The 13,542-nt window shown below is 73.0% G+C and carries 11 protein-coding genes; 8 read left to right on the forward strand and 3 right to left on the reverse strand.

What is annotated here, in order from left to right; genetic code table 11:
- Positions 1 to 259: 259 nt before the first annotated feature.
- The 7 genes from BS83_RS19430 to BS83_RS19460 all read left to right on the forward strand — a co-directional run bounded on the left by BS83_RS19430 (position 260) and on the right by BS83_RS19460 (position 9,565).
- Positions 260 to 1,648 (forward strand): MFS transporter, encoded by a 1,389-nt coding sequence (locus BS83_RS19430; protein WP_037604976.1) that lies wholly within the window; start codon positions 260 to 262, stop codon positions 1,646 to 1,648.
- A 196-nt stretch (positions 1,649 to 1,844) separates the two neighbouring features.
- Positions 1,845 to 3,077, forward strand: a complete 1,233-nt coding sequence (locus BS83_RS19435) for a globin domain-containing protein (RefSeq protein WP_084713699.1) — start codon at positions 1,845 to 1,847, stop codon at positions 3,075 to 3,077.
- A 106-nt stretch (positions 3,078 to 3,183) separates the two neighbouring features.
- Positions 3,184 to 3,846 carry a pyridoxamine 5'-phosphate oxidase family protein gene (locus BS83_RS19440; protein ID WP_084715007.1) on the forward strand — a complete coding sequence of 221 codons (663 nt, stop codon included), beginning with the start codon at positions 3,184 to 3,186 and terminating at the stop codon, positions 3,844 to 3,846.
- A gap of 145 nt (positions 3,847 to 3,991) precedes the next feature.
- On the forward strand, positions 3,992 to 4,864 hold the full coding sequence (locus tag BS83_RS19445; RefSeq protein ID WP_157597243.1) for a YhjD/YihY/BrkB family envelope integrity protein: 873 nt from the start codon (positions 3,992 to 3,994) through the stop codon (positions 4,862 to 4,864).
- 159 nt (positions 4,865 to 5,023) lie between these two features.
- On the forward strand, positions 5,024 to 6,865 hold the full coding sequence (locus tag BS83_RS19450) for a glycoside hydrolase family 15 protein (RefSeq protein ID WP_037604977.1): 1,842 nt from the start codon (positions 5,024 to 5,026) through the stop codon (positions 6,863 to 6,865).
- A 12-nt stretch (positions 6,866 to 6,877) separates the two neighbouring features.
- Positions 6,878 to 7,765 carry an SCO6745 family protein gene (locus tag BS83_RS19455; RefSeq protein WP_051943366.1) on the forward strand — a complete coding sequence of 296 codons (888 nt, stop codon included), beginning with the start codon at positions 6,878 to 6,880 and terminating at the stop codon, positions 7,763 to 7,765.
- 156 nt (positions 7,766 to 7,921) lie between these two features.
- Positions 7,922 to 9,565 carry a GMC oxidoreductase gene (locus BS83_RS19460; protein ID WP_037604978.1) on the forward strand — a complete coding sequence of 548 codons (1,644 nt, stop codon included), beginning with the start codon at positions 7,922 to 7,924 and terminating at the stop codon, positions 9,563 to 9,565.
- A 9-nt stretch (positions 9,566 to 9,574) separates the two neighbouring features.
- Here BS83_RS19460 and BS83_RS19465 read toward each other — a convergent pair whose 3' ends face one another.
- The 3 genes from BS83_RS19465 to BS83_RS19475 form a co-directional block, all read right to left on the reverse strand.
- Positions 9,575 to 10,321, reverse strand: coding sequence for a hypothetical protein (locus BS83_RS19465; protein ID WP_051943368.1), 747 nt, complete (start codon positions 10,319 to 10,321; stop codon positions 9,575 to 9,577).
- A 56-nt stretch (positions 10,322 to 10,377) separates the two neighbouring features.
- Entirely contained in the window at positions 10,378 to 11,622 is a 1,245-nt protein-coding gene (gene serB / locus BS83_RS19470) for a phosphoserine phosphatase SerB (protein WP_037609426.1), read from the reverse strand.
- 97 nt (positions 11,623 to 11,719) lie between these two features.
- Positions 11,720 to 12,247, reverse strand: a complete 528-nt coding sequence (locus tag BS83_RS19475; RefSeq protein ID WP_037604979.1) for a hypothetical protein — start codon at positions 12,245 to 12,247, stop codon at positions 11,720 to 11,722.
- A 497-nt stretch (positions 12,248 to 12,744) separates the two neighbouring features.
- On the opposite strand from BS83_RS19475, the gene yaaA reads away from it, so the two are divergent.
- Complete coding sequence (gene yaaA, locus BS83_RS19480; protein ID WP_037604980.1) at positions 12,745 to 13,539, forward strand: peroxide stress protein YaaA; 795 nt, start codon at positions 12,745 to 12,747, stop codon at positions 13,537 to 13,539.
- Positions 13,540 to 13,542 lie beyond the last annotated feature (3 nt).

Genomic DNA, 13,542 nt, shown 5'->3' on the forward strand with positions numbered 1-13,542 from the left:
ACGGATCCGCATCACCCCTTCAAGGTGACTGCTGTGCGAAGGATGTGAGCGGCCGTGCCCGCGGCGGCGCCGCGCCGACAGTCACCCACCTCGGGTGATTCGCCCGCGCGGCGGCGCTCCCTACGGTGACAGGGCAGGGAAGATCTCCGCCCGCACGGGAGCACTCGATGAGCCTCTACCCCCCGAACGCGGACCACGGCGTCGTCGGCGAGCTGCAGAGCACCGCGCCGGGGCGTGGGGCCGGCGCCGGAGCGCACGGATGACCAGCACCCTCTCCCTCCCCACCGCCGCCGGGCGGCGCGTGCTGATCCCGCTGGCCCTGGCCCAGTTCATCTGCAGCTTCGCCGGCTCCAGCATGAACGTGATGATCAACGACATCAGCGCGGACCTCGACACCACCGCCCAGGGCGTCCAGGTCGCCATCACCGTGTTCCTGCTGGTGATGGCCGCGTTGATGATCCCCGGCGGGAAGCTGACCAACCGGTACGGCCGCAAGCGGTGCCTGATGGTCGGTCTGGCCACCTACGGCGTGGGCGCGCTGCTCAGCGCGGTCGCTCCCGGGCTCGGGGTGCTGATCCTCGGCAACTCGATCCTGGAGGGCGTGGGCACCGCGCTGCTGATCCCCCCGGTCTACATCCTGACCACGCTGCTCTTCGTCGGCACCGCCACCCGGGCCCGCGCCTTCGGCGCGATCATGGCGCTCGGCGGCATCGGCGCGGCGGCGGGCCCGCTGATCGGCGGCCTGCTCACCACGGCGATCAGCTGGCGGGCCAACTTCGGCTTCCAGGTGCTGGTGATCGTCGTGATCATCGTGCTCACCCGGAAGCTGGAGGACCCGCTGCCGGCCGACCCGACCCAGCCCTTCGACGGCGTCGGCGCGGTCCTGTCCGCGGTCGGGCTGGTGCTGGTGGTGACCGGGATCCTCGCCGCGGACAACAACACCTGGCTGATGCTGGGGCTGATGCTCGGCGGTGCGGCGGTGCTGGCCGCGTTCTTCTGGTGGATCAGGAGGCAGGAGCGCTCCGGACGCGAGCCCCTGCTCCCCATGGAGCTCTTCCGTCACCGCGTGTCCAACCTGGGTCTGGTCACCCAGAACGCCCAGTGGCTGGTGCTGATGGGCGCCTCCTTCACGGTGGGCGCCTACCTCCAGGTGGTCCGCGGCTACAGCGCGATCGCCACCGGCGGCGTCTTCACCGCCGCCACCGTCGGCCTGCTGACCACCTCGCTGGCCGCCGAGCGCCTCGCCAGGCGCTACGCGCAGCGCACCCTGATCGTCGCGGGCTTCGTGGTCACCGTCGCGGGCATCGTGCTGCTGCTCACGCTCGTCCGCGCCTTCAGCGACGTGTGGGCGTTCACCCCGGGCCTGCTGCTGATCGGGCTGGGCCTCGGCGCGATGCTGACGCCGTCGGTCAACGTGGTGCAGTCCGGCTTCCCCGACAGCCTCCAGGGCGAGATCTCCGGGCTGTCCCGCTGCATCTCCAACCTCGGCTCCTCGCTGGGCACGGCCGTGGCCGGCACCATCCTGGTCTCCGAACTCACCAGGAACGGCTACGCCGCGGCCATGATCGCGCTCGCCGCCTTCGGTCTGGCCGGACTCGCCGCGGCACTCCTGCTGCCCCACGACAGCCCCGACCGCGGCGCCGTGTGAACGGCGGATGCGCAGAGTGCATCGAATCACCACGCATGTGCACGTCCTGTGGCGATCCGATCATTCGCGCGATTCGGAGTTGCCGACTCCGAGCGCCCTGTGAGCAGAATCGGGTCGCCCCCGGACGAACTCGAACCGCGGGCGGGCGATCACGGGGGTGTCATGCCAGGCTCAAAGCGATCGGGAGCATTCCACCGTGTGGTTCCAGTCCCGCCGCCCCGGAGGCGAGCCCCCGGCCGGTGTTCCCGAGAGCGACATCCTGAGCCCGCCGCCCCAGCAGGGCCCTCCCGAAGGCGCCCTGACCGGCCGTGACGTCGCCCTGATCCGGGCGAGCCTGGCCGTGGTCGAGCCGCTGGCCGCGGATCTCGCGGTCTACTTCTACGCGATCCTCTTCACCCGCTTTCCCCAGGTCAGGGAGATGTTCCCGCCGGGCATGGACGTCCAGCGCGGACGCCTGCTGCGCGCCCTGCTGCACATCGTCGACCTCGTCGACGACCCGGAGGGGCTGCAGCGCTTCTGCGCGCATCTGGGCCGCGACCACCGCAAGTTCGGCACGCAGACCGCCCACTACGACGCCGTCGGGGAGTGCCTGCTCGCCTCGCTCGAACGGTTCGCCGCGGACGCGTGGAACCCGGAGGTGGCCCGCGCCTGGACGCGTGCCTACGCCGCCGTCGCCCGGACCATGACGGAGGCGGCCGACCAGGACGCCCAGGTGCGCCCTGCGGTGTGGAACGCCAGGATCGTGCACCGCCAGCTGTTCGGGCACGGCATCGCCGCGATCACGGTGCTGCCCGACCAGCCCTACCGGTACTCCGCCGGACAGTACGTCAGCATGGAGACCCCGTGGTGGCCCCGCGAGTGGCGCTACTACTCGCCCGCCAACGCGCCGCGGGCCGACGGCACGATCACCTTCCACGTCCGCGCCGTGCCCACCGGCTGGGTGAGCAACGCGTTGGTCCGCCGCTCCGCCGTCGGCGACGTGGTCCGGCTCGGGCCTCCGCTGGGCGACATGGTCCTCGACCCGGCGTCGGGCCGCGACATCCTGTGCGTCGCCGGCGGCACCGGGCTGGCGCCGATCCGGGCCATCGTGGAGGAGAGCGCCCGCAGCGAGCAGCAGCGCCGGATGGACGTCTTCATCGGCGCGCGCACGTCCGACGAGCTCTACGGGCTCGACGACATGCTCCGCTTCGCCCAGCGCAACCACTGGCTCCAGGTCCGCGCCGCCGTGTCCGACGAGGACATCCTCGGCCTGAGCGGATCGCTGCCCCAGGTGCTGGCGAAGTTCGGCCCCTGGTACCGGCACGACGCCTACCTCAGCGGCCCGGCCCCGATGGTCACCGCCACGGCCGACGCCCTCACCAGAACCGGCGTGCCGCTCTCGCGCATCCGCCACGACCCGCTCGACCTGCCCTCCCTGTCCCTGGCCTGACCCGGCCGTCCCCGGTGCTCCCCTGGCGGGAGCCGCCGGGCCTCACCCCTGGGAGTCCCCCTCCGTGACCGAGCCCGACCACCGCTTCGGTTCCGCCGGCGAGCGCATGCTGCAGCAACGGCACGGCACCGCGGAACGCGCCGCCGCGTTCTACGACCGCCAGGTGCACCCGTCGCTGACCTCGGCCATGCGCGCGTTCATCGCCCGGATGCCGATGGTCTTCCTCTCCACCGCCGACGCCGGGGGCGAGTGCGACGCGAGCTTCCGGGCGGGACCGCCCGGCTTCGTCCAGGTCCTGGACGACCGCACCCTGGCCTATCCCGAGTACCGCGGCAACGGCGTGATGGCCAGCAGCGGCAACATCGCCGAGAACCCCCACCTCGGCATGCTGTTCATGGACTTCACCCACGACCACGTCGGACTGCACGTCAACGGCACCGCGGCGCTCTACCCGGACGCCCGGCTGCGCAGCCGCCACCCCGACCTGCCGGTCGACCCGGCCCCCGGCCGCCGCCCCGAACTCTGGGTCCACGTCCGTGTCGACGAGGCGTACATCCACTGCTCCAAGCACATCCCCCATCTGGAGCCCGCCGCGCGCCCCCGCGACCCCGAGTCCACCCGTCCGCGCGACCAGCACTACTTCACCGCGCCGCAGCTTCCCCGGCAGCCGGACGGGTACCCCCCGGTCGCCGCGGAGCTCGCCGAGGAGCACGAGAAGGCGCCCCAGGGCGGGCGCGCCCGGTGGCGGGGGCTCAGCCGTCACCGTTGAGGCCGTGAGGGGCGGCGAACGGCACCTCCGCCGAGAATGGACTGGTGAGCACCTCTGCGCGGGCGGAAGCCGCCGGTCCCGGACCTCGCCTCGCGACGCCCGCGGCCCGGCCGTCGGCCCGCAGGGGGACGCCGTGTCGGTCAGGGTGAGCGTTCGCGCTCACCTCCGCGCGAAGGCGACGGCGGTCACCGCTCGGTGGCCGGAGTTCCGCGCCTTCGCGATGCGGGCCTGGCACCTGGGGCACGAGGTGGAACTGCTGCAGCGCTCGATGGCGTTCGCGGCGCTGTTCTTCGTGACGCTGGTGCCGCTGCTGGTGGTCATCGCCGCCGCCTCCACCGCGCACGGCAGCGGGATCTCCCGCTGGGTCACCGACGCGCTCGGCCTCTCCGGCGAGGGCGCGTCGTCCGTCCAGCGGCTGTTCGTCTCGCAGCGGCAGATCCTCAGCGCGACCACCGTCTTCGGACTCGCCTCGCTCGCCGTCTTCGGCATCTCCCTGATGGCCTCGGTCCAGGGCGCCTACGAGCGGATCTGGAGGCTCTCGCCCGGGCCCTGGCACAACGCCTGGCGGCAGGCCACCGGGCTCGCCGGGCTGATCGGCTACATCCTGCTCGCGGCGTTCAGCGGCAGCCCGTGGCGGCACACCGCCGCGCAGCCGACGCTGCGCGTCCTCGCCACCGTGATCGGGGGGATCGCGCTCTTCTGGTGGCTGCCGCACCTGCTCCTCGCCTCCAGGGCGAGCTGGCGCGAGCTGCTCCCGGGCTCCCTGGCGACCATCGTCGCGCTGGCCGGGCTGCAGGTCTTCTCCCGCCTGGTCTTCGCCCCGCTGCTGGTCACCAACGCGGTCTCCTACGGGACGGTGGGCACGGTGCTGGTCGTCCAGTCCTGGCTGATCGGGGTCGGCTACTCGGTCTACCTCGGGGCCATCGTCGGCCGCAGCTTCATCCCTCACCCCCGGCGGTCCGGCCGCGTCGTCGAGGAGGACACCGGCGACGGCTCCGACGCGGAGCCCACCGGCTGAACGGCTCTCCGGCCGACGGGGCCGGCGTCACCCGAACGGCCCGTCCCACGCGCCCCGCGGCGGCGCAGCCGGGAGGCTCGACGTGCCTGGACTCCACGGACCGGGGCTCCGCAGGCCGGGGCGCTCGCGTGCGGCCGGCGAAGGGAGAGGAGGAAGCTCGTGCGCCGCTATCCCCCCATCGCCGACCACGGCATCGTCGGCGACCTGCAGACCGCCGCGCTGATCTCCGCCGAGGGGGTCGTCGACTGGTTCTGCGCGCCGCGGTTCGACTCCCCCAGCATGTTCGCCGCCCTGCTCGACCACGACCGCGGCGGCCATTTCGCGATCACGGTGGCCGGGGAGCCGGACGAGGTCACCGTGCGGCAGCTCTACCTGCCGGACACCGGGATCCTGGTGACCCGCTTCCTCACCCTCGGCGGCATCGCGGAACTGGTCGACTTCATGCCGCCGCAGGACCCCGAACGGGCCTCCGACCGGCACCGTCTGATCCGGGTGGTCCGTGTGGTCCGCGGCAGCGTCGACTTCACGCTGGAGTGCCGGCCCCGCTTCGACTACGGCCGGGCCGAACACCGGGCCACGCTGGAGGAGGGAAGGGTCAGGTTCGAGGCGCCCGCGGCGAGCGCCTGGCTGGAGAGCATCGGACCGGTGCCGCTCGCCTGCGAGGAGGGCGACGCGACGGCCGCGTTCACGCTCCGGCACGGCGAGCTCGCCGCCGTCGTGCTGACCACCGGCGCGGCCGGCTCCGCCGCCCCCGAGCCGATGGACGAGGCCACCGCCCGCGCGACCTTCGCGCTGACGCTGGACTTCTGGCGGGAGTGGATCGGCCGGTGCCGGTACCGGGGCCGCTGGCAGCAGATGGTGAACCGCTCCGCGATCACCCTCAAGCTGCTCACCTACGCCCCCACCGGCGCCATGGTCGCCGCGGCCACCGCCGGACTGCCCGAGCAGGTCGGCGGCGAGCGCAACTGGGACTACCGCTTCACCTGGATCCGCGACGCCTCGCTGTCGGTCGGCGCCCTGATCGAGCTCGGCTACGACGACGAGGCGAACGCCTTCCGACGCTGGGTCGGCGAGCGGATCAGGGCCGGTGACGCGCCGCCGGGCGAGAAGCTGCAGATCATGTACCGGGTGGACGGCGACCCACGGCTGTCGGAGGAGGAGCTCGGCCACCTCGAGGGCTACCGCGGCTCGTTCCCGGTCCGGGTCGGCAACGGAGCGGCGGACCAGCTGCAGCTCGACATCTACGGGGAGGCCGTCTACGCGCTCGCCCAGGCCGAACACCTCTCCGGGCTCGCCGGCCACGACGGCTGGATGGTCATGGCGGGCCTGCTCGACTGGCTCTGCGACCACTGGGACCGTCCCGACGAGGGCATCTGGGAGACCCGCGGCGGACGCCAGGACTTCACCTACAGCCGGGTCATGTGCTGGACCGCCCTCCACCACGGCATCCGCATCGCCACCCGCTTCGCCCGCCCGGCCGACCTCGCACGGTGGACCGCCGCCAGGGACGCGATCCTGCTCCAGGTGATGGAGCGGGGCTGGAGCGACGAGCGCCGGGCCTTCGTCCAGCACTACCGGACCGACGTGCTGGACGCCTCGCTGCTGCTGATGCCCAAGGTCGGTTTCGTCGCCGCGCGCGAGCCGCGCTGGCTGTCCACCCTGGACGCGATGGACCAGGAGCTGGTCACCGACAGCCTCGTGCACCGCTACGACCCGGCCGCCTCCCCGGACGGCCTGCGCGGCAGCGAGGGCACCTTCTCGCTGTGCAGCTTCCTCTACGTCGACGCGCTCGCCCGCGCGGGCCGGCTCGACCAGGCCCGCTACGCCTTCGACAAGATGCTCACCTACGCCAACCACGTCGGCCTGTACGCCGAGGAGATCGGCCCGACCGGTGAACAACTGGGCAACTTCCCCCAGGCGTTCACCCATCTCGCGCTGATCGACGCCGCGCTCGCCCTCGACGCCGAGCTCGACGCGCGAGGCGGGCCGGGAGGCGGCTGATAGCGTCTCGCCATGACGACCTCGGACCGCAGGACCGGCACCAGCACCGACGCCTCCGCCGCGAGGGAGCTGTGGCTGCGGACCGAACCCCTGCACGCGGTCGTCTACTTCGACGAGACATGCCGCGGGCTGGGCCGGACGATGGGCCTCAAGGGCTTCTGGATGGGCTACTTCGCGCTGCGGATCGCGCCGCTGGGCCCGGTGGGCCCGGCCGTCGCCGGGTCGGCGCTCGGGGTGTTCGCACCGGGGATGGTGGCCCGGGCGCTGCCCGCCGCCTGGGCGATCGTCCCGCCCGGGGAGGCGCTGGAGTGGCGGGCGAAGTCGACGGCCGAGGCCCTGCGCCGGGTGCTGCCGCAGGCCGACCGGCTCGCCGCCGCGCTGGCGGACCCGCTGACGGCGATCGTGGCGGACGCGCCGAGCCTGGCCCGGCCGCTGTTCGCCGCCAACCGCGAACTGTGCGGGCGGGCGGATCCGGTCGAGCAGCTGTGGCAACTCCTCACCTGCCTGCGTGAGTTCCGCGGCGATGCGCATCTGTCCGCGCTGGCCGACCACGGCCTGGACGCGCCCGAGGCGCTGGTGCTCGCCGCCGCGACCGGGCGGGTGCCAGGGGACGGCATCCGGCTGGACCGGGGCTGGACCGAGACCGAGTGGGCGGACGCCGCCGAGCGCCTGCGCTCGCGCGGCCTGCTCGACGCCGGGGGCGCGGTCACCGCGCGCGGGCGCGAGGAGCGGGACCGGATCGAAGCGGCGACGGACCGGCTGGCGGCCCGACTGCTGCGGCCACTCGATGAGGCAGGACGGGAGGCGCTGCTGGACCTGCTCGCGGAGCCCGCCGCGCTGCTGCGGGCGGCCGGCATCCCGCCCCGGCTGAACCCGATCGGACTGCCGCCCGGCAACTGACGCCGGAGCCCTCCGCGAAGGGCCCTGCGATCTCCCTTGACTTCTCTGCCCGCGCGGGCGAAATTCCTCGTCGCCGCACCGGGACCGGGCTGCTTCGGGCGGCGCCGTCTGCGCCACCACGTCAGCCAGGGTCAGCGATGATCGGTGGGATCCGCCATGTCCGGAACCGGGTCGAGCACGTCAGGAAGCGGCCTGTCACGTCGTCAGTTCATCTCCAGGGCCGCGGCGGGCGCGGGGGTGCTGGCGGCGCCGACGCTGCTCACCGCCGCCGTGGCGACGCCGGCGCGGGCGCTCGGCAACGGGGACCGGGTGCCCGTGCTGGTGATCGGCACCGGCTACGGCGGGGCGGTCACCGCACTGCGGCTGACGCAGGCCGGAGTGCCGGTCGCCATGGTCGAGATGGGCCGGAGCTGGACCACGCCGGGCAGCGACGGCAAGGTCTTCTGCAACATGCTCAAGCCGGACGGCCGCTCGTTCTGGCTGCGCACCGAGACGGACCAGCCGGTCGGGTACTTCCTCGGCGCGCCATACAACAAGAGCATCTCCCGCTACACGGGTGTCCTGGACTCCGAGCACTTCGCCGACACCCGCGTCTACCAGGGCCGGGGCGTGGGCGGCGGCTCCCTGGTCAACGGCGGGATGGCGGTGGTGCCGAAGCGGGCGTACTTCGAGGAGATCCTGCCGCAGGTCGACTCCGACGCGATGTACGACGTCTACTTCCCGCGCGCCAACGCCGGGCTCGGGGCCAACAGTGTGGACCAGAACTGGTTCAACTCCGCCTCCTGCTACCAGTACGCGCGGGTCGGCGCGAGCCAGGCGCACGACGCCGGGCTCAACACCGTGTTCGTGCCGAACGTCTACAGCTTCCCCTACATGCAGCGCGAGCTGGCCGGGAGCGCGCCGCGTTCGGCGTTGGCCGGCGAGGTCATCTACGGCAACAACTACGGCAAGCAGTCGCTCGACAAGACCTACCTGGCAGCCGCGGCCGCGACCGGGCTGCTGTCGATCAGCGCGCTGCACCAGGTCACCGCGGTGTACCCGGCCGCGGTCGGCGGCGGGTACACCGTGGAGATGTCGCAACTGGACACCGGCGGCAACGTGGTGGCACGGAAGACGGTCACCGCGGAGAAGGTGTTCTTCGGCGCCGGCAGCGTGGGCACCAGCAAACTGCTGGTGACCATGCGCGCCACCGGTCGGCTGCCGAACCTGCCCGACGCAGTCGGCCAGGGCTGGGGCAACAACGGCAACGTCATGGTCGGGCGGGCCAACTACCTGTGGGCGCCCACGGGTTCGCTGCAGGCCTGCATGCCGGTGAAGGGGATCGACAACTGGGACGACCCGGCCGGCCCCTGCTTCGCGGAGATCTCGCCGTTCCCGGCCGGGACGGAGCTGTGGATCAGCCTGTACCTCGCCATCACGAAGAACCCGAACCGGGCCGCGTTCAGCTTCAACAGCACGACGGGCGGGGTGGACCTGGGCTGGCAGGCGTCCTGGACCGAGCCGTCCATCGCGGCGGCGAAGCGGGTCTTCGACCGGATCAACTCCGCCGAGGGAACCATCTACCGGACCGACCTCTTCGGCGTCTACAGGACCTGGGGCGACGACTTCGTCTACCACCCGCTGGGCGGCTGCGTGCTGGGACAGGCGACGGACCTGTACGGGCGGCTGCCGGAGTACCCGGGGCTCTATATCACCGACGGGTCGCTCGTGCCCGGCAGTACCGGGGTGAACCCCTTCGTGACCATCACCGCCCTGGCGGAGCGGAACATCGAGAACGTGCTGGCGAACGACTTCGCGTGATCCCCGTGGTCACCGGCCCGGCGGCGTCGGCCGCTCGGGCCGGTCGGTGGGCTCGGGCCGGCGTTCGGGCAGGCCGCTGACCATGGCCTTGAAGCGGGCGTTCAGCGTGCGGCGGGCCGCCCGGCGCTCCGATCGGGCGCGTTTCGAGCCGCCCTCGCGGTAGAAGCGGCGGAACCAGGGCGAGCCCGGGTGGGCGAGCCGGATCGCCCCCCAGAGCGCGAAGAAGGGCAGCAGCACCCCGGCCAGCCCGAGGAAGATCCGTCCCTTGAGGACCGAGACGACCGACAGCGCGCAGTTGAGCAGCAGGAAGGTGAAGAAGAACCAGGTCCCCTCCCCCGGTTGGCGGGCGAAGGGATTGGACACCAGCAGCCCGATGCCGCCGAGCGCGGCGACGCCGACGACGGTGTCGACGGACTTGCGGCCCTCGTCGGCCCAGTAGACGTCCGAGAGATGCAGCCAGAGCGCGTACTCGTCCAGGGTCAGCGCGGCCCCGACGCCGAAGACGGCGGCGAGGACGTCGCGCAGGGCTCCGTGCGGGGCCGCGAGGAACTCCACCGGCCCGGCGATCAGCATCAGGAAGATCCCGGGCACCAGGTGGTGCACATGGACCGAGCCCACCGCGACGTTGCCGAAGGGCCCCCGGCCCGACCGGATCATGCGCACGACCAGGCGGGTGACCGCGAAGGTGCCGACGAAGGCGAGCAGCATGAACAGCAGTGCGGAGCGGCCGGTTCCGAAGTGCAGGTGCAGTTGCATCCCTCGATGGTGACCGGCCGCGACGCGTCCCGCGCTCCACGGCGCGCCGTACTCCGTCAGACGTGTCCGGGCAGGTTGACAGGGGTGTCCTCGGAGGTGTCGCCGTCCTCGACCTCTTCGCGGGAGATGCCGAGCAGGTAGAGCACGGTGTCGAGGAACGGCACGTTGACCGCGGTGTGCGCGGCCTCGCGGACCACCGGCTTGGCGTTGAACGCGACGCCGAGGCCGGCGGTGTTCAGCATGTCGAGGTCGTTCGCGCCGTCGCCGATGGCCACCGTCTGCTCCAGCGGAACGTCCGCCTCGGCCGCGAAGCGACGCAGCATGGCGGCCTTGCCGGCCCGGTCCACGATGTCGCCGACGACGCGCCCGGTGAACCGGCCGTCCTCGACCTCGAGGGTGTTGGCGGCGGCGAAGTCCAGACCGAGCCGCTCGGCCAGGTCGTCGGTGACCTGGGTGAAGCCGCCGGACACGATCCCGACCTGGAAGCCGAGCCGCTTGAGGGTGCGGATCAGCGTCCGGGCGCCCGGCGTCAGCCGGACCTCGGAGCGGACCTTGTCGACCACGTCCGCGTCCAGACCGGCCAGCAGGGCGACGCGGGCGCGCAGCGACTCGGCGAAGTCCAGCTCGCCGCGCATCGCGGCGGCGGTGACCTCGGCGACCTGGGGCTCGCAGCCCGCGTGGGCGGCGAAGAGCTCGATCACCTCGTCCTGGATCAGGGTCGAGTCGACGTCCATGACGACCAGCCGCTTGGCCTTGCGCTGCAGCCCCGACGCGACCACCGCGACGTCGACGCGCTGGGACGCCGCCTCGGGCGCGAGCGCGGCGCGCAGGGTCTCGGTCGGCACGCCGGAGACGGCCAGCTCGACGGCGGTCACCGGGTACTTGGCCAGCCGGAAGACGCGGTCGATGTTCCCGCCGGTCTCCGTGATCCGCGCGCTGAGCGCGGCGACCGCGGCGGCGGTGAGCGGGTGGCCGAGCACCGTGACGTGCGAGCGTCCCTCACCGCGCGGGCGGTTGTCGCCGATGCCCGAGATGACCTCGGCCTGCAGCTTCCGGCTCTCCGCCCACTGGTGCACCTCGGCCCGCAGCTCGCCGTCCTTGGACGGCGCGGTCACCAGGGCGCAGAGCACGATCCGGCCCCGGGTGACGACCTGCTCGAAGTCGACGACGTCCACGCCGTACTCGGCGAGGGTGGTGAAGAGGCCTGTGGTGATCCCGGGTCGGTCCTTCCCGAAGACCTTCACGAGCAGGGTGGGGGAATCGGCGATGGCTGCGGCGCCGGCGGCAGTCTTTGCGTTCATGATGAGCCCCACGCTACCGGGTGCCCCCACCCCCTGAGCAGCGCGTCCCGCCAGGCGGACGCCCGGCGGGACGCGCGATTCGGCCGATGCGGTCGTTTCAGTCGAGACAGGCCTTGTCGCCGCTGGAGATGGAGAACGTGAGGGTGAGCGCGTCACCGGTGAAGCCGACGTCACCCTGGACGCCGGCGGCGGGAACCGTCAGCGTGCTGATCCAGGACTCCCAGGCGCCCTTGAGCATCCGGATGTCGTTCGGGCCGGCGATCTCCCGGTGGAAGCCCGCCCCGGCGAGCGCGGACTTCATCGCCGCCGGCGTCTGCGCGTAGCGCTTCGCGGGCAGGAGGAAGAAGTAGTTCTCACCGCAGCCGCTGTGCTTCTGCGGCCGCTGCCTGGCCTCCCGCTGCTGCTCGGCGGTGAAGCCGGCCTTGGTGAGGACCTCCGCCGTCACCGCCGCGATCCGAGTCGTCTCGGCCTGCCGCTGTGCGAGGACGGCGGCGGGCGTCGCGCTGCTGGACGCGGCGACCGGCGCGTGGGTCGGGGTGTGTGCCGGCGCCGGTGCGGCGGTGGCGCAGCCCGCGGTCAGGGCGACCGCGACGGCGGCGAGGAGAAGTCGGGCTCGATGGTGCATCGGGCCAGGCTAGGGGGGCGCGGTTCGACCGCCACAAGCGGGTCCCCTCATTCCGTATCCGCCGCCATACCGCCGGGACCTGCGGCGTCGGCACGTTCCGAGCCGGCTCGCCCTCGCCGTCACGACCGGCACCGCGCACTCGTCCGACCGCGACGCCGAGCCGGCCCGGACCCCCGCCTCGCCGCAGGCACGGGCGGCTCGGCGACTGCGGCCGCGTCGCAGCCGGCGCTGCGGCGAGGCGGGGGTCCGGGCCGGAGGCCCTCGGGGCTCTCCTCACACCCCCGCCGGGCCCGGCCCGCCGTGCACGGCCTCGCCAACCTCCGGCAGGGAGATGCCCCCTCGCTGCGTTGTCGGGTCATCCACGGACGGCCCCGTACGAGGGCACCCCTCCGCCCCGCCCCGTCCGGCCGCGCCGGCCGGCCCGGGCGATCCGACGCGGGTGCGAAGACAGGCCATAGGGTGGTGCGCGGGAAGACGTGTTTCAGGAGGGTCGAGCTGTGCTCGTGTTGTTGCCGCCGTCGGAGGGCAAGGCCGCGTCCGGGGTGGGTACGCCGCTTGAGCTGGAGGCGCTCGCGCTGAGCGCGCTGAGCGCGCAGCGGGAGGCGGTGCTGGACGCGCTCGTCGCCGTCAGCACCGGGGACGAGGCCGCCGCACTGGAGGTGCTCGGACTGTCCGAGGGCCTGCGCGGCGAGCTCGCGCGGAACGCGCTGCTGCGGACCGCCCCCGCGCTGCCCGCGGGCGAGCTCTACACGGGCGTGCTCTACGACGCGCTCGGACTGGCCGAGCTCGCCGCCGAGGCCCGCGCCCGGGCCGAGCGCGACATCCTGGTCTTCTCCGGCCTGTGGGGCGCGGTTCGGCTCACCGACCGGATCCCGCCCTACCGCTGCTCCGGCGGCGTGAAGCTGCCGCCGCTCGGCGGGCTCGGGGCGTACTGGCGCAAGCCGATGGCCGCCGTCATGCCCGAGGTCGCCGGCGAGGGCCTGGTGCTGGATCTGCGGTCCTCCGCCTACGCCGCCCTGTGGAAGCCCACCGGCGCCGTCGCCGGGCGGACCGCGACGGTCCGGGTGCTGCACGAGCGGGTCGTGAACGGGGTGACCAAGCGGTCGGTCGTCAGCCACTTCAACAAGGCGACCAAGGGCCGGCTCCTGCGCCAGCTCATCGAATCCGGGAGCGAGCCCGCCTCACCCGCCGAACTCGTCGATGCGCTGCGGGAGTTGAAGTACACGGTAGAGGCCGCCGCGCCCACGGCGGGGAAGCCGTGGGCGCTGGACGTGGTCGTCGCGGAGCTGTGACGC

It is taken from the genome of Streptacidiphilus rugosus AM-16 (genome assembly GCF_000744655.1).
Classification (GTDB): domain Bacteria; phylum Actinomycetota; class Actinomycetes; order Streptomycetales; family Streptomycetaceae; genus Streptacidiphilus; species Streptacidiphilus rugosus.

Coding starts and splice junctions, on each gene's coding strand:
- BS83_RS19430 (WP_037604976.1), top strand. CDS start 260: ATGACCAGCACCCTCTCCCTCCCCACCGCCGCCGGGCGGCGCGTGCTG.
- BS83_RS19440 (WP_084715007.1), top strand. CDS start 3,184: ATGCTGCAGCAACGGCACGGCACCGCGGAACGCGCCGCCGCGTTCTAC.
- BS83_RS19455 (WP_051943366.1), top strand. CDS start 6,878: ATGACGACCTCGGACCGCAGGACCGGCACCAGCACCGACGCCTCCGCC.
- BS83_RS19460 (WP_037604978.1), top strand. CDS start 7,922: ATGTCCGGAACCGGGTCGAGCACGTCAGGAAGCGGCCTGTCACGTCGT.
- BS83_RS19465 (WP_051943368.1), bottom strand. CDS start 10,321: ATGCAACTGCACCTGCACTTCGGAACCGGCCGCTCCGCACTGCTGTTC.
- serB (WP_037609426.1), bottom strand. CDS start 11,622: ATGAACGCAAAGACTGCCGCCGGCGCCGCAGCCATCGCCGATTCCCCC.
- BS83_RS19475 (WP_037604979.1), bottom strand. CDS start 12,247: ATGCACCATCGAGCCCGACTTCTCCTCGCCGCCGTCGCGGTCGCCCTG.